The sequence below is a fragment of the Streptomyces sp. DG1A-41 genome (assembly GCF_037055355.1).
Classification (GTDB): domain Bacteria; phylum Actinomycetota; class Actinomycetes; order Streptomycetales; family Streptomycetaceae; genus Streptomyces.
On record NZ_CP146350.1, the window covers coordinates 5,800,673 to 5,817,706 of the forward strand.

Sequence of the window (17,034 nt, forward strand, 5' to 3'; positions counted from 1 at the left end):
GTGTACGACGTCTACTGGCGATACGCTGTACACGACAGTCGAGGGAGAGGAGCCGGGTCATGCCGGTCGCGAAGCAGGAGGGCCAAGAGAGCGGGACCGAGGCACCTTCTCTCTGGGAGCGCATGGAGCGGTCCGCCCCGGCGCCCCGCGCCTCGCTGACCCTGGAGCGGATCGCCGCCGCCGCGGTCGAGATCGCCGACGAGGAGGGCGGCGCCGCCGTCACCATGCGCCGCCTCGCGACGAAGCTCGGCGTCGCCCCCATGGCGGCCTATCGGCACGTCGACGGCAAGGACGACCTCTGGGCGCTCATGATCGACCGGGTGTCCCGGGAGCTGACCGTGCCGGACGGGACGACGGACTGGCGGGAGGTGCTGCGCTCATACGCCCTCCAGGCGCGGGAGCTGATGCTCGCCCACCCGTGGATGGCGGCCATGCCCACCCCGGTGATCATGCTGACGCCGTCGCGCATGGCCGTGGCGGACCGGCAGTTGGCCGCGCTCGCCGCCTGCGGCCTGGACGCCGACTCGGTGATGGCCGCCTTGCGGACCGTCACCTCCTTCGTGCACGGTTCGGCCCAGACCGAGATCGGCCTGCGGGAGTACCAGGAACGCCACGGATGGACCAGCGGCGACGAGACGCGTCAGGCGCTCGCCCCGCAGATGCGCTACCTGATGAGCACGGGCCGATACCCGGCATTCGAGCAGTACCTCCTCAACGCGTCCCGCAAGGACGACCGGGCTTGGGAGTTCGTTTTCGGCCTCGACTGCGTGCTCGACGGCATCGCACAGAGGCTCGGCATCTGACCGGGAGGCGTGCGCGCACGAGAGAAGCCCCGGCCCTCCCGGACGGAGAAGGGACGGGGCTTCCGCTGTGAGGGGTGCCTAGTACGAGGAACCCGACGCGCCCAGTGACCCCGTGGGGTGCCAGACCGTTTTCGTCTCCAGGAACGCCGTCATGCGGTCGATGCCGGGAGTCTCCGCGTAATCCACAGGCTGTGGACGCAGGACGCGCTTGAGGTTGTCGGCCGCGGCGATCTCCAGTTCCTTCGCCAGGGTCTCGTCGGCGCCCGCGAGGTCGATCGCGTTGACGTCCTGGTGGGCTGCCAGCGGAGCCGCGATCTCCGCCGTGCGGCCCGAGAGGACGTTGACCACACCGCCGGGGACGTCGGAGGTGGCCAGGACCTCGGCGAGGGACAGGGCGGGGAGCGGGGACTTCTCGCTGGCCACCACGACCGCCGTGTTGCCGGTGGCGATCACCGGGGCGACGACCGACACCAGGCCCAGGAAGGACGACTCCTGGGGCGCCAGGACCGCGACCACGCCCGTCGGCTCGGGGGAGGACAGGTTGAAGAACGGGCCCGCGACCGGGTTGCCGCCGCCGACCACCTGGGCGATCTTGTCGGTCCAGCCCGCGTACCAGACCCAACGGTCGATCGTGGCGTCCACGACCGCCGCCGCCTTGGACTTCGACAGGCCCTCGGCGTCGGCCACCTCACGCGTGAACTGGTCGCGGCGGCCCTCCAGCATCTCCGCGACGCGGTAGAGGACCTGGCCGCGGTTGTACGCCGTCGCGCCGGACCAGCCGCCGAACGCCTTGCGGGCGGCCACTACGGCGTCACGGGCGTCCTTGCGGGAGGACAGGGGCGCGTTCGCCAGCCACTTGCCCTTGCCCGCCGCGTCAGCGGCTGATGTCTTCGTGGTCACCTCGTACACCCGGCCGCTCTCGGAACGCGGGAACTTGCCGCCCACGTACAGCTTGTAGGTCTTGAGGACACTGAGTCGCGAGTCAGACATCGAGGTACGCCTCCAGGCCGTGGCGGCCGCCCTCGCGGCCGAAGCCCGACTCCTTGTAGCCGCCGAACGGCGAGGTCGGGTCGAACTTGTTGAACGTGTTGGACCAGACGACGCCCGCGCGGAGCCTGTTCGCGACCGCCAGGATGCGGGAGCCCTTCTCCGTCCAGATGCCGGCGGAGAGGCCGTACGGCGTGTTGTTGGCCTTGGCGACCGCCTCGTCCGGGGTGCGGAAGGTCAGGACCGACAGCACCGGGCCGAAGATCTCGTCCCGGGCGATGGTGTGCGCCTGGGTGACGTTCGTGAACAGCGTCGGGGCGAACCAGTAGCCGCTCTCCGGCAGTTCGCAGGCCGGGGACCAGCGCTCGGCGCCCTCCGCCTCGCCCTGCTCGACGAGGGAGGTGATGCGCGTGAGCTGTTCCTCGGAGTTGATCGCGCCGATGTCCGTGTTCTTGTCGAGCGGGTCGCCCAGGCGGAGCGTCGACAGGCGCCGCTTCAGGGACTCCAGGAGGTCCTCCTGGATCGACTCCTGGACCAGCAGGCGGCTGCCCGCGCAGCAGACCTGGCCCTGGTTGAAGAAGATGCCGTTCACGATGCCCTCGACGGCCTGGTCGATCGGGGCATCGTCGAAGACGATGTTGGCGCCCTTGCCGCCCAGTTCGAGCGTGACCTTCTTGCGGGTGCCGGCGACCGTGCGGGCGATCTCCTTGCCGACGGCCGTGGAGCCGGTGAAGGCGACCTTGTTCACGTCCGGGTGGGCGACCAGCGCCGCGCCCGCGCCGCCGTAGCCCGGGAGGATGTTGACCACGCCCTTCGGCAGGCCCGCCTGGCGGCAGATGTCCGCGAAGAAGAGCGCCGAGAGAGGCGTGGTCTCCGCCGGCTTCAGGACGACCGTGTTGCCGGTGGCGAGCGCGGGCGCGATCTTCCACGCCAGCATCAGCAGCGGGAAGTTCCAGGGGATGACCTGGCCCGCCACGCCCAGCGGCCGCGGGTTCGCGCCGAAGCCGGCGTGGTCGAGCTTGTCGGCCCAGCCCGCGTAGTAGAAGAAGTGCGCCGCGACCAGGGGAAGGTCCGCGTCGCGGGTCTCCTTGATCGGCTTGCCGTTGTCGAGGGTTTCGAGGACGGCGAGCTCGCGGGAGCGCTCCTGGATGATCCGCGCGATGCGGAACAGGTACTTGGCGCGCTCCGAGCCGGGCAGCGCCGACCACTTCTCGAAGGCCTTGCGGGCGGCCTGTACCGCGCGGTCGACGTCCGCCTCGCCGGCCTGGGCGACCTCGGAGAGCACCTCCTCGGTGCTCGGCGAGACCGTCTTGAAGACCTTGCCGTCGGCCGCCTCCACGAACTCGCCGTCGATGAACAGGCCGTACGAGGGAGCGATGTCGACGATCGAGCGCGACTCGAGGGCCGGGGCGTATGCGAATACCGAAGCCATGGTGATCAGTCCACCGTCACGTAGTCGGGGCCGGAGTAGCGGCCGGTGGCCAGCTTCTGGCGCTGCATCAGCAGGTCGTTCAGCAGCGACGAGGCGCCGAAGCGGAACCAGTGGTTGTCCAGCCAGTCCTCGCCCGCGGTCTCGTTGACCAGGACGAGGAACTTGATGGCGTCCTTCGAGGTGCGGATGCCGCCGGCCGGCTTCACGCCGACCTGGATGCCGGTCTGCGCGCGGAAGTCACGTACCGCCTCCAGCATGAGGAGCGTGTTCGCCGGGGTCGCGTTGACGGCGACCTTTCCGGTGGACGTCTTGATGAAGTCCGCGCCCGCCAGCATCCCGAGCCAGCTCGCGCGGCGGATGTTGTCGTACGTCGACAGCTCGCCCGTCTCGAAGATGACCTTCAGGCGCGCGGACGTGCCGCAGGCCTCCTTCACGGCGGTGATCTCGTCGTACACCTTCAAGTATCGGCCCGAGAGGAACGCGCCGCGGTCGATGACCATGTCGATCTCGTCGGCGCCCGCGGCGACGGCCTCGCGGACGTCGGCCAGCTTGACGGTGAGCGGCGCGCGCCCGGCCGGGAACGCCGTGGCGACGGAGGCGACCTTCACGCCGGAGCCGGCGACTGCCTCCTTGGCCACGGCCACCATGTCGGGGTAGACGCAGACCGCCGCCGTCGTGGGCGCCGTACGGTCGGTCGGGTCGGGCCGGACCGCCTTCGCGCCGAGCGCCCGGACCTTGCCCGGGGTGTCCGCGCCTTCCAGCGTCGTCAGGTCGACCATCGAGATGGCGAGGTCGATGGCGTACGCCTTCGCGGTCGTCTTGATCGAACGGGTACCGAGCGAGGCCGCACGGCCCTCCAGCCCGACCGCGTCGACGCCGGGGAGCCCGTGGAGGAAGCGGCGCAGCGCGCTGTCGGACGCGATGACGTCCTTGAGGGGGTGAGCTGCGGTGAGTGCAGAACTGGGCATGGTCACCAGACGAGCATATCTACGCGCGTAGCGGCTGTACAGCCCCCGGCTTTGCTCGGGTGGGGTTGAGGTGGTCGGCAACAGGTCCGGCAGAATCGAGGCATGACGAGCCCCGAACCCCAGTCACCAGCGCCGCAGCCTGCGGAGCCCGAGTCCGAGGACCGGGTGTACCGGTCGGTTCCGGCCATCGCCGGTGGCGTGCTGCTGCTTGCCGTCGCCGGGTGGCTCGGCATCGACGCGGTGATCTCGGGCGAGGGGCGTACGCCGTGGATGGCGCTCGCCGTGCTGATCCTGATCGTGCCGCTGGTCGTCGCCTTCACGCTGCGGCCCGCGGTGTACGCGGGCGACGACCGGCTGCGCATCCGCAACCCGTTCCGCGTCATCGTGCTGCCCTGGGGGCGGATCGCCTCGCTGAAGTCCGCCTACACGAACGAGGTCCTCACCGAGTCCGGCGCGAAGTACCAGCTGTGGGCCGTGCCCGTCTCGCTGCGCGCCCGCAAGAAGGCCGCGCGGCGTGAGATGCGGGCGACCGCGCAGGCGCGGCGGGAGATGGGCCGGGACGAGGGGCGCGGCAGTGCGCTCGGGATGCGGGCGGGGCTGGGCGGCGGCCTCGGCGGCGGGCCCGCGTCCGACGGGCTCGTGCGGGCGGAGACCGACCGGATCATGGATGAGCTGCGGGGGCTGCACGAGGCGCGGCACCGGGCGGACACGGCGCAGGGGGAGGTGACCGTGCGGTGGGCCTACGAGGTGGTGGGGCCGGCGGTTGCGGGGGCGGTGTTGGTGGTGATTCTTCTGGTGGTGGGTTGACCGCGTGGTAAGTCCGCCGGGTGGGGCGACCGGGCGTGGATGACCGGGTTGTGGAGGCGATCCCGGGCAGGGGCCCTCGGTCTTGTGGGGGCGGCCCTGGGGCGGGGCTCTTGGCTTCGGGGCGCTCGGCCCCAGGTTGAGCTCTTGGCTTCGGGGGGTGTCCGGCCCCGGGGCGGAGCCCTCGGCTCTGTGCGGGTGCCCGGCCCCGGGGCGGCGTGCTCGGCTTCGTCGGGGCCGGCTTGATCTCCGTGCCCGGGTTCGGCGTGCGGCTACGAGAACCGCGCGTACGGTCGGATACCTGCCGCCGTGGACAGGTCGCGCTTGATCGACTCCAGTAGGTCCGTCGCCCGGGCACGGGCGTCGGGGAGGTCGGCGTGGGTGGCGACCGGCAGCACGACCTCCAGGTAGCACTTCAGCTTCGGCTCCGTGCCGCTCGGGCGGACGATCACCCGGGCGCCGTCGAGGGTGTAGCGCAGGCCGTCGGTGGGCGGGAGGGTGGCCGTGCCCCGGGTCAGGTCGTCGGTGCGGGTGATCGGCAGGCCGGCGAGTTCGGTCGGGGGCTGTTCGCGCAGGCGGCGCATCGCGGCCGTGATGAGGGAGAGGTCCTCGACGCGGACCGAGAGCTGGTCCGTCGCGTGCAGGCCGTGTTCCACGGCCAGGTCGTCGAGGAGGTCGAGGAGGGTGCGGCCCTCCTCCTTGAGCTGCGACGCCAGTTCCGTGATCAGGAGCGCTGCCGTGATGCCGTCCTTGTCGCGTACGCCGTCCGGGTCGACGCAGTAGCCGAGGGCCTCCTCGTATCCGTAGCGCAGGCCCTCGGCTCGGGCGATCCACTTGAAGCCGGTGAGCGTCTCGACGTGGGGGAGGCCCGCCTTCTCGGCGATACGGCCGAGGAGGGAGGACGAGACGATCGACTCCGCGAAGGTCCCGGTCGCTCCGCGGCGGACCAGGTGGGCGGCGAGGAGGGCGCCGACCTCGTCACCGCGGAGCATGCGCCAGTCGTCGCCGTCCTGGACGGCGACGGCGCAGCGGTCCGCGTCCGGGTCGTTGGCGATGATCAGGTCGGGGGCGGGGGTGGTCGCGCGGGCCTTCGCGAACGCCAGGTCCATCGCGCCGGGCTCCTCCGGGTTGGGGAACGCGACGGTCGGGAAGTCCGGGTCGGGGTCGGCCTGCTCCGTGACGAGGGCCGGTTCCGGGAAGCCGGCGCGGGCGAAGGCGGCGAGGAGGACGTCCTTGCCGACGCCGTGCATCGCCGTGTACACCGTGCGGGCGGTGCGCGGGGAATCCTTGGCGAGTACGGCGTCGGTGCGGGCGAGGTAGGCGTCGAGGACGCTGTCGTCGAGGGTGTCCCAGCCTTCGGTGGGGCGCCGGACGGTGGTGAGGGACGGGACGGCGGCGATCTCTGCCGCGATGTCGATGTCCGCCGGGGGGACGATCTGGGAGCCGTCGCCGAGGTACACCTTGTAGCCGTTGTCGCGGGGCGGGTTGTGGCTGGCGGTGACCTCCACGCCGGCGACCGCGCCGAGGTGCCTTATCGCGAAGGCGAGGACGGGGGTGGGGAGGGGGCGGGGGAGCACGGCCGCGCGGAGGCCGGCGCCGGTCATGACGGCGGCGGTGTCGCGGGCGAAGTCGTGCGACTTGTGGCGGGCGTCATAGCCGATGACGACGAGACCGGCGCCCCCTTCCCTCTGGGAGAAACCCTGCTTCTTGAGGTACGCGGCGAGGCCGGCGGCCGCACGGATGACGACCGAGCTGTTCATGCGCATGGGGCCGGCGCCGAGTTCGCCGCGGAGGCCGGCCGTGCCGAACTGGAGGGTGCCGCTGAAGCGGGCGGCGAGCTCGGCGTGGTCCTGGGCGTCGATGAGGCGGGCGAGCTCGGTGCGGGTCTCCGGGTCGGGGTCCTCGGTGAGCCACGCCTGGGCCTGTGCGATGAGTTCGTCGTGCACGGTCTGTGTCAGCCTCTCCGTTGTGGTGTGTTGCGGGTGCAAGCGAGTGCCTGCGGCGGCCTGTGCAGCTTCGGTGGGGCTGTGTCGCGCGCGGGTGGTGGGTCGGGGCCGCGCCGGGGGTGTCCGTCCTCGGAACGGCGCGATGGGGTCGCGTACCGACTAACCGTCCGTTGACGCGCCAACCGCCGCGGGCGGACACCCCCAGACACATCCCCTTCTCGCCGTGCGCGGGTGCGGGCGCGCCTCGGCTCAGCTGCCTGCGCCGAGCTGCGGGCAGTCGTGCCGCTCGGGGCGGCACTGTCCCAAAGAAGCGGCACCCCGCTCCGCCGGGTTGCGGACCCACCCGGCCGCAGTCCCAGCGCCGGGTTGCCTACAGGCGCCCCAGGACCTGGGCGAGCAGTGAACCCATGCGGGTCGCCGAATCCCGGCCCGCCTGGAGAACCTCCTCGTGGTTCAGCGGCTCTCCCGTCATCCCCGCCGCCAGATTCGTCACCAGGGAAATGCCCAGAACCTCCGCACCCGCCTCGCGCGCCGCGATCGCCTCCAGAACCGTCGACATCCCCACCAGGTCCGCACCGATGACCCGGGCCATACGGATCTCGGCCGGAGTCTCGTAGTGCGGGCCGGGGAACTGGGCGTAGACGCCCTCCTCCAGGGTGGGGTCGACCTCCTTGCACAGCGCCCGCAGGCGCGGGGAGTAGAGGTCCGTGAGGTCGACGAAGTTGGCGCCGATGATCGGGGACGTCGCCGTGAGGTTGATGTGGTCGCTGATCAGGACCGGCTGGCCGGGGCGCATGCCCTCGCGCAGGCCGCCGCAGCCGTTGGTGAGGACGATCGTCTTGCAGCCGGCCGACACGGCGGTACGGACGCCGTGGGCGACGGCGGCCACGCCGCGGCCCTCGTAGTAGTGCGTGCGGCCGAGGAAGACGAGGGCGCGCTTGTTGCCGATCCGGTACGAGCGGATCTTGCCTCCGTGGCCCTCGACCGCCGGCGGCGGGAAGCCGGGCAGCTCGGTGACCTGGAGTTCGGCCTCGGGGGCGCCGAGGGCGTCCACGGCCGGGGCCCAGCCGGAGCCCATCACGAGGGCGACGTCGTGGGTCTCGGCGCCCGTGAGTTCGCGCAGGCGGGCGGCGGCGGCGTCGGCGGCGGAGTGGGGGTCGCCCTGGATGTCGTCCGGAAGAAGAGATGCGTTCACGCGCACGAGGGTAACCGGTGATGGCCTACGCGCGTAGATGGCAGAGCTCACGGGTTGGCGATCGTTGTCTTGTCGTTTCCGACGAGGCGGGCTCAGCAGGGACGCTTGCGGAGTTCCATCACGTAGTCGTGCGGGGCACCGGCCGACTCGGCCGCGTCGGCGATCTCGCCCAGGTAGCGGGCGGAGGGCAGACCGCCCTCGTAGGCGTTGAGGGTGAAGGCCCACGCCTGTTCATCACCCTCCAGCGTGTGGACTCGTACGCGCGTACGGCGGTAGATGTCGAGCCCCACGCCCTCCCAGCGGTCGAGCGACTCCTCGTCCATGGGGGCGATGTCGTACAGCGCGACGAAGACCTGGGAGACGGGGTCCTCGACGATCGTCGGCAGGGCGCCCTCCCAGCCCATGTGCTCGCCGCCGAAGGTCAGTCGCCACCCGTTCAGCCAGCCGGTGGCGCGCAGCGGCGAGTGCGGGGCGCGGCGGGACATCAGCCGCGCGTCGAGGTTGCCGGCGTACGCGGCGTAGAGCGACATGGGGAGAGGGTACGGCAGGTGCCCCGGGGTCACTCGCGTAACGGAGCCGCATCGGGCGGCCCCCCGGGACGGTGCCATGTTGAGGCGTGCGGGACAATGGAGTACGTGACTCGGATCGTGATCATCGGTGGCGGACCCGGCGGATACGAAGCGGCCCTGGTGGCCGCGCAACTCGGTGCGGAGGTGACCGTCGTCGATTGCGACGGTCTGGGCGGTGCGTCGGTGCTGACCGACTGCGTGCCGTCGAAGACCCTGATCGCCACGGCCGAGGTGATGACCACCTTCGACTCCTCCTACGAGGAGCTGGGGATCATCGTCGCGGACGACACCCCGCCCCTGGAGCAGAGCGCCCGGGTGGTGGGAGTCGACCTGGGGAAGGTCAACCGGCGTGTGAAGCGGCTCGCGCTCGCCCAGTCGCACGACATCACGGCCTCCGTGACGCGTGCCGGGGCGCGTGTCCTGCGCGGGCGCGGGCGGCTGGAGGGCATGCAGGCGCTCGACGGGTCGCGCAAGGTCGTGGTGCGCGCCGCCGACGGGAGTGAGGAGATCCTCACGGCCGACGCGGTGCTCATCGCCACCGGCGGGCATCCCCGCGAGCTGGCCGACGCGCGGCCGGACGGTGAGCGGATCCTGAACTGGACCCAGGTCTACGACCTCGACGAGCTCCCCGAGGAGCTGATCGTGGTCGGGTCCGGTGTGACCGGTGCCGAGTTCGCCGGCGCCTATCAGGCGCTGGGCTCGAAGGTGACGCTGGTGTCGTCGCGGGACCGGGTGCTGCCCGGTGAGGACCCGGACGCGGCCGCCGTGCTGGAGGAGGTCTTCCGGCGGCGCGGCATGAACGTCATGGCGCGCTCGCGGGCCCAGTCCGCCAAGCGGGTGGGCGACCGGGTCGAGGTGACCCTCTCCGACGGGCGGGTCATCACCGGGTCGCACTGCCTCATGGCCGTCGGTGCCGTTCCCAACAGCGCGGGCATGGGGCTGGAGGAAGCCGGGGTCAGGCTGCGCGAGTCCGGTCACATCTGGACCGACAAGGTGTCGCGTACGACCGCTCCGGGCGTGTACGCGGCCGGTGACGTGACGGGCGTGTTCGCCCTCGCCTCCGTGGCCGCCATGCAGGGACGTATCGCCATGTACCACTTCCTGGGCGATGCCGTGGCCCCGCTGAACCTGAAGACCGTCTCGTCGAACGTCTTCACCGACCCGGAGATCGCCACCGTCGGCTACACCCAGGCCGACGTCGACGGCGGGAAGATCGACGCCCGGGTCGTGAAGCTGCCGCTGCTGCGCAACCCGCGCGCGAAGATGCAGGGCATCCGCGACGGCTTCGTCAAGATCTTCTGTCGGCCCGGGACCGGGATCGTGGTCGGCGGTGTGGTTGTGGCGCCGCGTGCCTCGGAACTGATCCACCCCATCTCGATCGCGGTCGACAACAATCTGACAGTCGAACAGATTGCGAACGCCTTCACCGTCTATCCCTCGTTGTCGGGCTCGATCGCCGAGGTGGCACGGCAGTTGCACACCCGGAAGGACACCGGCGAGGGCTGAGGCCGAATCCGACTCCTCCCTGGTCACGGGGAGTGTTCGACCATGCGTACGGCATAGGCGGTCGGACTAGGCCCTATACCACTTCGCGCTGGTGCGTGCGAACATCTTCTGCTATTCAGCGCAAACTGCTGAAAGCAGACGGTCGCTGGCGTTACTGTCAGTTTCGTGTTCGCTGCAGAACGTCGCCAATTGATCCTCGAAATGGTGCGAGCGAACGGGGCCGTGTCGCTCCGTGAGCTCGCCCGCGTCGTCCAGACCTCCGAAGTGACCGTACGGCGGGACGTGCGCGCGCTGGAGGCAGAAGGACTCCTCGACCGCCGGCACGGCGGTGCGGTACTGCCGGGCGGTTTCACGCGGGAGTCCGGCTTTCCGCAGAAGTCTCATCTCGCGACCGCCGAGAAGACCGCCATCGCCGACCTCGCCGCGAATTTCGTGGAGGAGGGCGAGGCGATCGTGGTCGGGGCGGGTACGACGACCCAGGAGCTGGCCCGCCGGCTCGCCCGGGTGCCCGGGCTGACCGTCGTCACCAACTCACTGCTCGTCGCACAGGCGTTGGCCCATGCCAACCGGGTCGAGGTCGTGATGACCGGCGGTACGCTCCGCGGCTCGAACTACGCCCTGGTCGGCAGCGGTGCCGAGCAGTCCCTGCACGGGCTGCGGGTGTCGCGGGCGTTCCTCTCCGGGAGCGGTCTGACCGCGGAGCGCGGGCTGTCCACGTCCAACATGCTGTCGGCCTCGGTCGACCGGGCGCTGGTGCAGGCGGCCGCGGAGGTCGTGGTCCTCGCCGACCACACCAAGCTCGGGACGGACACGATGTTCCAGACCGTGCCGACGGATCTCATCACCCGCCTTGTGACGGACGAACCGCCCGCCCACGAGGACCGTGCGGCGACGGAGCTTCAGGCGCTTGCCGACCAGGGAGTGCAGATCGCTGTCGCGGGGTCGGCGGGGGCGGGGGGCTCCGGGGGTGATGCCGGCCCGGCTCGTCAGCAGCGTCGGGATGTGCCGTTGCCCGGGCCTCGGCGGCAGGTGCCGGGGGCGGGGGGTGGGTTGCGGTCGGCCACGGTGCTCGGGGAGCAGAGTCCTGGGGCGGAGCGGAGCAGGGTTGCGGATCTGCGGCGGCGTTGACCCGACGGGTGGGTTGAGTCGCTGCTGGTTTGCCAGGTGCTCAACGTTTGTTGCTCGGCCGGGCCGTTGCGGAGCCCGGCGCTGCGGCGGCCGGCGGCAGCCGAGCCGGTGCGGGTTCCTCGGTCCGGCGTTGCGGGGTGCTGCCGGCGGCTGCTGAGGCCGGGGCGCTGCGCAGCCCGGCGCTGCGGGGTGCCGCTGCGCCCACCCGTGCCGCCCCTGGCGGCACGACTGCCCGCAGCTGGGGCGGCCGCAGCGGTCCGCAGCTGGGGCGTCCATGGCGGTTCGCAGCTGAGCGGAGGCGTCCCACGGCGCGGTCCCGACTCGGCGCCGCGCCGTGGGTGTCGTCCGTCCTGGTCAGTCCTTGATCTCGCAGATCGCCGCGCCCGACGTGACCGACGCGCCGATTTCCGCGCTGAGGCCCTTGATCGTGCCGGACCTGTGGGCGTTGAGGGGCTGTTCCATCTTCATGGCCTCGAGGACGACGACCAGGTCGCCCTCCTTGACCTCCTGGCCCTCCTCCACCGCGATCTTGACGATGGTGCCCTGCATCGGGGAGGCGAGGGTGTCGCCGGAGGCGGCGGGGCCCGACTTCTTGGCCGCGCGGCGCTTGGGCTTGGCCCCGGCCGCGAGGCCCGTGCGGGCCAGGGACATGCCCAGGGACGCCGGGAGGGAGACCTCCAGGCGCTTGCCGCCGACCTCGACGACCACCGTCTCGCGGCCCGGCTCCTCGTCCGCCTCCAAGGCGTCCGCAGCCGCCGCGAAGGGCTTGATCTCGTTGACGAACTCCGTCTCGATCCAGCGGGTGTGGACCGTGAACGGCCCGTCCTGGCCGTGCACCTCAGGCGCGAACGCCGGGTCCGTCACCACCGCACGGTGGAACGGGATCGCCGTCGCCATGCCCTCGACCTGGAACTCCTCCAGGGCACGGGCGGCGCGCTCCAGCGCCTCCTTGCGCGTGCGGCCGGTGACGATCAGCTTGGCCAGCAGGGAGTCCCACGCCGGGCCGATGACCGCCCCGGACTCCACGCCCGCGTCCAGCCGCACGCCCGGCCCGGACGGCGGGGCGAAGGCCGTGACCGTGCCGGGGCCGGCAGGAAGTTGCGGCCCGGGTCCTCGCCGTTGATGCGGAACTCCAAGGAGTGCCCCCGCAGCGCCGGGTCGTCGTAGCCGAGCTCCTCGCCGTCGGCGATGCGGAACATCTCGCGGACGAGGTCGATGCCGGCGACCTCCTCGGTGACCGGGTGCTCCACCTGGAGGCGGGTGTTGACCTCCAGGAAGGAGATGGTGCCGTCGTTGCCGACGAGGAACTCGACCGTGCCGGCGCCGACGTCAGCCGGCCTCCTTCAGGATCGCCTTGGAGGCCGAGTACAGCTGCTCCACCTGCGCGTCGGACAGGAAGGGGGCGGGCGCCTCCTCGACCAGCTTCTGGTGGCGGCGCTGGAGGGAGCAGTCACGCGTGGAGACCACGACCACGTTGCCGTGCTGGTCGGCCAGGCACTGGGTCTCCACGTGGCGGGGCTTGTCGAGGTAGCGCTCGACGAAGCACTCGCCCCGGCCGAAGGCCGCCACGGCCTCGCGCACCGCCGAGTCGTAGAGCTCCGGGACCTCTTCCAGCGTCCGCGCGACCTTCAGACCGCGGCCACCGCCGCCGAACGCCGCCTTGATGGCGATCGGCAGCCCGTGCTGCTCGGCGAAGGCGACGACCTCCTCCGCACCGGACACCGGGTCGGGCGTGCCCGCCACCAGCGGGGCGCCCGCGCGCTGCGCGATGTGCCGGGCGGCGACCTTGTCGCCCAGGTCGCGGATCGCCTGCGGGGGCGGGCCGATCCAGATCAGGCCCGCGTCCAGGACCGCCTGCGCGAAGTCGGCGTTCTCGGACAGGAAGCCGTAGCCGGGGTGGATCGCGTCCGCGTCCGACTCGCGCGCGGCCTTCAGCACCTTCTCGATGTCGAGGTAGCTGGTGCCCGGCGTGTCACCGCCCAGGGCGAACGCCTCATCCGCGGCGCGGACATGCAGAGCGTCCCGGTCCGGGTCGGCGTAGACGGCCACGCTCTTGATGCCGGCATCCCGACAGGCCCGGGCCACGCGGACAGCGATTTCGCCACGGTTGGCGATGAGCACCTTGCGCACGATGAGGCTCCCTCCTTGAAACAAGCCGAGTTTAGGGACTGCCGACACGGCACTTCGACCCGTCCCCAGTGGTGAGCTTGCCCACACGGAGCGTGATGCGAGGCTAGCTCGACCCGCGAAATCCCTTGTCGCACCGCGGTACGCAGTACTCCTTCGGCAAACCCTAGCCCTCCCCTGTGGCCAAGGTCTCTGTCATCACGTGCTGCGGGCCACTCGGTTTCTTTGTGGAGTCCCTACGAATGGCCCAATGATTCTTTGCCCGCCGCAAAACCCTTGTCCCGAGGTTTACCCGTTAGTAGCGTTCGCGATGTCTCGAACGTACTAGGGGTAAGTGGGTGGGCCCGGTGGTGCGCAGGCCGGTGGCGTGGATCGTGGCGGTGGTGCTGTTCGGGGAGGCACTCGGCATCGCCGCGCTGAACTGGTTCCTCGGCGTCGTCGTCGACCGGCAGGACATGTCCCTGGCCGGGCTCGACCCGCACATGATGTCCGTGTCGTCGAAGATCGGCGGGATCGTCTTCGGCCTCTACTTCGCGCTGTGCGGCCTGGTCGCCCTGCTGGTGGCCCTGCGGGACCGGCCCCCGGCGGGACTCGGGCGGGTGCTGCTGATCAGCGCGGCGGTCGTGCACGGGCTGCTCGGCGCCTTCACCTGGGGCCTCGTCGGCTGGCACGCGTTCCTGTTCATGATGCTGGTGCTCGGCCTGATCGTGCTGCTGCTGATGACCTACGACCGTCCGGCCGAGCCCGCCGACGCCGCGCCCCGGGACGGGACCGGCGGCGACGGGGCCCCGCTCACTTCTCCGCCGGCGCCCACAACTCCGTGATGCCGACGCCCAGTTCGGCGAGGAGTCGCCGTACGAGGGGCAGGCTGAGGCCGATCACGTTGCCGTGGTCGCCGTCGATGCCGTCGATGAACGGGGCCGAGCGGCCGTCCAGCGTGAAAGCCCCGGCGACGTAGAGGGGTTCGCCGGAGGCGACATAAGCGGCGATCTCCTCGTCGGTGGGCTCGCCGAAGTGGACGACGGTGGACGCCGTGGCGGAGGCGTAGCGGCCGGAGAGCGTGTCGTAGACGCAGTGGCCGGTCTGGAGGGTTCCGGCGCGTCCGCGCATCGCCTTCCAGCGGGCGGTGGCCTCCTCGGCGTCCGCGGGCTTGCCGAGGGCCTGGCCGTCCAGGTCGAGCACCGAGTCGCAGCCGATCACGAGCGCGCCCTTGGCCTCCGGCCGGGCAGCCACCACGGAGGCCTTCGCCTCGGCGAGGGCGAGCGCCAGCTCGGCGGGGGTGGGTGCGGTGACGGCGTCCTCGTCGACGCCGCTCACGATCACCTCGGGGGCGAATCCGGCCTGGCGGAGCAGTCCGAGCCGGGCGGGGGACTGGGAGGCGAGGACGAGTCGGCGGCGCGGCTGATCTGTCATGCGTTCAGCGTATCGGCGTCACCTGTCGCCTCTCACCTCACTCCGATCACGATCATCGCCAGCACCATGGCCAACGCCATGAGAACGCCCAGCCGCCGAAGCATGTCCTGCGTGTCCCGCAGTTCTTTCGGCGGTTCGTTCTCGGGGTCGGACCACAGCATGCCTTCCATGGTCGGACGGGGGCGGGGGCGGCGCCTGAGTACGAGTACTCAACTTGTCCGGCCCCCACCCCTACGGGTCAGCCCGGCCAGTACGTGCGGCCCCATGCCGTCGGCCCCGGCTGGGGCAGGCGGTGGGCCGCGATGCGGGACGGGTCGGACCAGGCATCGCGGATGGCCGGCGCGCCGGGCGGCGTTGCGGCCGCCGCCGCGGCGCGGGCCCTGACCACCGCCAGAGCGGCGGCCAGCTCCTCCGGGGTCGGGTTGCCCCGTACGACCTTGATCGTCATGTGGGCCTCCTGGGCTCGCCGGTGCTAGAGGGGGATGTTGCCGTGCTTCTTCGGAGGCAGGGATTCCCGCTTCGTCCGCAGTTGACGCAGACCGCGTACGACGTGCCGGCGGGTGTCGGACGGCAGGATCACCGCGTCGATGTAGCCGCGCTCGGCCGCCACGTAGGGGTTCAGGAGGGCGTCCTCGTACTCCTGGATCAGCCGGGCCCGGACCGCCTCCAGGTCCTCGCCGTTCGCCTCGGCCTCGGCGATCGTCCGGCGGTGCAGGATGTTGACCGCACCCTGGGCGCCCATGACGGCGATCTGGGCGGTGGGCCAGGCGAGGTTGAGGTCGGCGCCGAGGTGCTTGGAGCCCATGACGTCGTACGCCCCGCCGAACGCCTTGCGCGTGATGACGGTGATGAGCGGGACGGTCGCCTCGGCGTAGGCGTAGATCAGCTTGGCGCCGCGCCGGATGATGCCGTCGTGCTCCTGGTCGACGCCGGGCAGGAAGCCGGGGACGTCGACGAAGGTGATGACCGGGACGTTGAAGGCGTCGCAGGTCCGCACGAAGCGGGCCGCCTTCTCGCTCGCCTTGATGTCCAGGCACCCGGCGAACTGCATCGGCTGGTTGGCGACGATGCCGACCGGCCGGCCCTCGACCCGTCCGAAGCCGGTGACGATGTTCGGCGCGTACAGCGGCTGCGTCTCGAAGAACTCGGCGTCGTCCAGGACGTGCTCGATCACCGCGTGCATGTCGTACGGCTGGTTCGCGCTGTCCGGCACGATCACGTCCAGCTCGCGGTCCTCGTCGGTGACCTCGAGGTCGGCCTCCTCGGGGAAGGCCGGCGGCTCGGAGAGGTTGTTGGACGGCAGGTACGACAGCAGCTGCTTGATGTACTCGATGGCGTCCTTCTCGTCGCCCGCCATGTGGTGGGCGACGCCGGACGTCGAGTTGTGGGTCCTGGCTCCGCCCAGCTCCTCGAAGCCGACGTCCTCGCCGGTGACGGTCTTGATGACGTCGGGCCCGGTGATGAACATGTGCGAGGTCTGGTCGACCATGACCGTGAAGTCGGTGATGGCGGGCGAGTAGACGGCCCCGCCCGCACACGGGCCGACGACCAGGCTGATCTGCGGGATGACACCCGACGCGTGGGTGTTGCGGCGGAAGATCTCGCCGTAGGCACCGAGGGAGGCGACGCCCTCCTGGATCCGGGCGCCGCCGGAGTCGTTGATGCCGATGACCGGGCAGCCGGTCTTCAGGGCGAAGTCCATGACCTTGACGATCTTCTGCCCGTAGACCTCGCCGAGGGCCCCGCCGAAGACGGTGAAGTCCTGGGAGAACACGGCGACGGGCCGGCCGTCGACGGTGCCGTAACCGGTGACGACCCCGTCCCCGTACGGCCGGTTCTTGTCGAGGCCGAAGTTGGTGGAGCGGTGCCGGGCGAACTCGTCCAGCTCGACGAAGGAGCCCTCGTCCAGCAGGAGTTCGATCCGCTCACGGGCCGTCAGCTTGCCCTTGGCGTGCTGCTTCTCGACGGCGCGTGCGGAGCCGGCGTGCGTCGCTTCCTCGATGCGGCGCTTCAGATCCGCGAGCTTGCCCGCGGTCGTGTGAATGTCAGGCTGCTGCTCTTCCGGCTCGGACATCGGGATGCGGCTCCCTGCCTGCTCAAAAGGGGGGACGGTTACTCATCCGTAGCGTAGTGCGGTGCCTCCGCTTCGGCAGTGC

Annotated in this window: 15 protein-coding genes and 1 pseudogene; 5 read left to right on the forward strand and 11 right to left on the reverse strand. The window is 71.1% G+C overall.

All coding sequences use genetic code 11. The features are described 5' to 3' along the window. Positions 1–59: 59 nt before the first annotated feature. Positions 60–803, forward strand: a complete 744-nt coding sequence (locus V8690_RS27235; RefSeq protein ID WP_338782714.1) for a TetR/AcrR family transcriptional regulator — start codon at positions 60–62, stop codon at positions 801–803. A 78-nt stretch (positions 804–881) separates the two neighbouring features. On the opposite strand, the gene V8690_RS27240 is transcribed toward V8690_RS27235, so the two are convergent. From V8690_RS27240 to deoC, 3 genes are read right to left on the reverse strand one after another with little or no spacing between them, the layout of a single operon-like run. Further along, a complete protein-coding gene (locus V8690_RS27240; protein WP_338782715.1) occupies positions 882–1,793 on the reverse strand; it encodes an aldehyde dehydrogenase family protein in 912 nt (303 codons plus the stop codon). Beyond that, positions 1,786–3,222, reverse strand: a complete 1,437-nt coding sequence (locus tag V8690_RS27245) for an aldehyde dehydrogenase family protein (protein WP_338782716.1) — start codon at positions 3,220–3,222, stop codon at positions 1,786–1,788. The genes V8690_RS27240 and V8690_RS27245 overlap by 8 nt, the downstream gene beginning before the upstream one ends. A 5-nt stretch (positions 3,223–3,227) precedes the next feature. Beyond that, entirely contained in the window at positions 3,228–4,190 is a 963-nt protein-coding gene (deoC, locus tag V8690_RS27250; RefSeq protein WP_338782717.1) for a deoxyribose-phosphate aldolase, read from the reverse strand. A 102-nt stretch (positions 4,191–4,292) separates the two neighbouring features. On the opposite strand from deoC, the gene V8690_RS27255 reads away from it, so the two are divergent. Next, positions 4,293–4,997, forward strand: coding sequence for a PH domain-containing protein (locus tag V8690_RS27255; protein ID WP_338782718.1), 705 nt, complete (start codon positions 4,293–4,295; stop codon positions 4,995–4,997). Between the two features lie 269 nt (positions 4,998–5,266). On the opposite strand, the gene V8690_RS27260 is transcribed toward V8690_RS27255, so the two are convergent. The 3 genes from V8690_RS27260 to V8690_RS27270 all read right to left on the reverse strand — a co-directional run bounded on the left by V8690_RS27260 (position 5,267) and on the right by V8690_RS27270 (position 8,665). Beyond that, positions 5,267–6,940: a phospho-sugar mutase gene (locus tag V8690_RS27260; protein WP_338782719.1), complete on the reverse strand. Its 1,674-nt coding sequence runs from the start codon at positions 6,938–6,940 to the stop codon at positions 5,267–5,269. Between the two features lie 370 nt (positions 6,941–7,310). Further along, positions 7,311–8,135: a purine-nucleoside phosphorylase gene (locus tag V8690_RS27265; protein WP_338782720.1), complete on the reverse strand. Its 825-nt coding sequence runs from the start codon at positions 8,133–8,135 to the stop codon at positions 7,311–7,313. A 92-nt stretch (positions 8,136–8,227) separates the two neighbouring features. Beyond that, positions 8,228–8,665 carry a gamma-glutamylcyclotransferase gene (locus V8690_RS27270; protein WP_010045592.1) on the reverse strand — a complete coding sequence of 146 codons (438 nt, stop codon included), beginning with the start codon at positions 8,663–8,665 and terminating at the stop codon, positions 8,228–8,230. A gap of 96 nt (positions 8,666–8,761) precedes the next feature. Between V8690_RS27270 and V8690_RS27275 the strand changes: the two genes are divergently transcribed. Next, entirely contained in the window at positions 8,762–10,210 is a 1,449-nt protein-coding gene (locus V8690_RS27275; RefSeq protein ID WP_338782721.1) for an NAD(P)H-quinone dehydrogenase, read from the forward strand. A 165-nt stretch (positions 10,211–10,375) separates the two neighbouring features. Beyond that, a complete protein-coding gene (locus tag V8690_RS27280) occupies positions 10,376–11,338 on the forward strand; it encodes a DeoR/GlpR family DNA-binding transcription regulator (protein WP_338782723.1) in 963 nt (320 codons plus the stop codon). 354 nt (positions 11,339–11,692) lie between these two features. On the opposite strand, the pseudogene V8690_RS27285 reads toward V8690_RS27280, so the two are convergent. Next, a pseudogene (locus V8690_RS27285) lies at positions 11,693–13,468 on the reverse strand (biotin carboxylase N-terminal domain-containing protein). 344 nt (positions 13,469–13,812) lie between these two features. Here V8690_RS27285 and V8690_RS27290 point away from each other — a divergent pair. After that, entirely contained in the window at positions 13,813–14,289 is a 477-nt protein-coding gene (locus V8690_RS27290; protein WP_338782724.1) for a hypothetical protein, read from the forward strand. On the opposite strand, the gene V8690_RS27295 is transcribed toward V8690_RS27290, so the two are convergent. The 4 genes from V8690_RS27295 to V8690_RS27310 all read right to left on the reverse strand — a co-directional run bounded on the left by V8690_RS27295 (position 14,258) and on the right by V8690_RS27310 (position 16,952). Continuing rightward, positions 14,258–14,878 carry a nucleoside triphosphate pyrophosphatase gene (locus tag V8690_RS27295; protein ID WP_338782725.1) on the reverse strand — a complete coding sequence of 207 codons (621 nt, stop codon included), beginning with the start codon at positions 14,876–14,878 and terminating at the stop codon, positions 14,258–14,260. The two genes, V8690_RS27290 and V8690_RS27295, sit on opposite strands and share 32 nt — an antisense overlap. Before the next feature lie 32 nt (positions 14,879–14,910). Further along, positions 14,911–15,039: a hypothetical protein gene (locus V8690_RS27300; protein ID WP_010045609.1), complete on the reverse strand. Its 129-nt coding sequence runs from the start codon at positions 15,037–15,039 to the stop codon at positions 14,911–14,913. Positions 15,040–15,116: 77 nt separating this feature from the next. Beyond that, on the reverse strand, positions 15,117–15,326 hold the full coding sequence (locus V8690_RS27305; protein ID WP_338782726.1) for an acyl-CoA carboxylase epsilon subunit: 210 nt from the start codon (positions 15,324–15,326) through the stop codon (positions 15,117–15,119). Positions 15,327–15,350: 24 nt separating this feature from the next. Further along, positions 15,351–16,952 carry an acyl-CoA carboxylase subunit beta gene (locus V8690_RS27310; protein WP_338782727.1) on the reverse strand — a complete coding sequence of 534 codons (1,602 nt, stop codon included), beginning with the start codon at positions 16,950–16,952 and terminating at the stop codon, positions 15,351–15,353. Positions 16,953–17,034: the final 82 nt, after the last annotated feature.

Coding starts and splice junctions, on each gene's coding strand:
- V8690_RS27240 (WP_338782715.1), bottom strand. CDS start 1,793: ATGTCTGACTCGCGACTCAGTGTCCTCAAGACCTACAAGCTGTACGTG.
- V8690_RS27275 (WP_338782721.1), top strand. CDS start 8,762: ATGGAGTACGTGACTCGGATCGTGATCATCGGTGGCGGACCCGGCGGA.
- V8690_RS27300 (WP_010045609.1), bottom strand. CDS start 15,039: ATGCTGTGGTCCGACCCCGAGAACGAACCGCCGAAAGAACTGCGGGAC.
- V8690_RS27235 (WP_338782714.1), top strand. CDS start 60: ATGCCGGTCGCGAAGCAGGAGGGCCAAGAGAGCGGGACCGAGGCACCT.
- deoC (WP_338782717.1), bottom strand. CDS start 4,190: ATGCCCAGTTCTGCACTCACCGCAGCTCACCCCCTCAAGGACGTCATC.
- V8690_RS27295 (WP_338782725.1), bottom strand. CDS start 14,878: ATGACAGATCAGCCGCGCCGCCGACTCGTCCTCGCCTCCCAGTCCCCC.
- V8690_RS27245 (WP_338782716.1), bottom strand. CDS start 3,222: ATGGCTTCGGTATTCGCATACGCCCCGGCCCTCGAGTCGCGCTCGATC.
- V8690_RS27255 (WP_338782718.1), top strand. CDS start 4,293: ATGACGAGCCCCGAACCCCAGTCACCAGCGCCGCAGCCTGCGGAGCCC.
- V8690_RS27310 (WP_338782727.1), bottom strand. CDS start 16,952: ATGTCCGAGCCGGAAGAGCAGCAGCCTGACATTCACACGACCGCGGGC.
- V8690_RS27270 (WP_010045592.1), bottom strand. CDS start 8,665: ATGTCGCTCTACGCCGCGTACGCCGGCAACCTCGACGCGCGGCTGATG.
- V8690_RS27305 (WP_338782726.1), bottom strand. CDS start 15,326: ATGACGATCAAGGTCGTACGGGGCAACCCGACCCCGGAGGAGCTGGCC.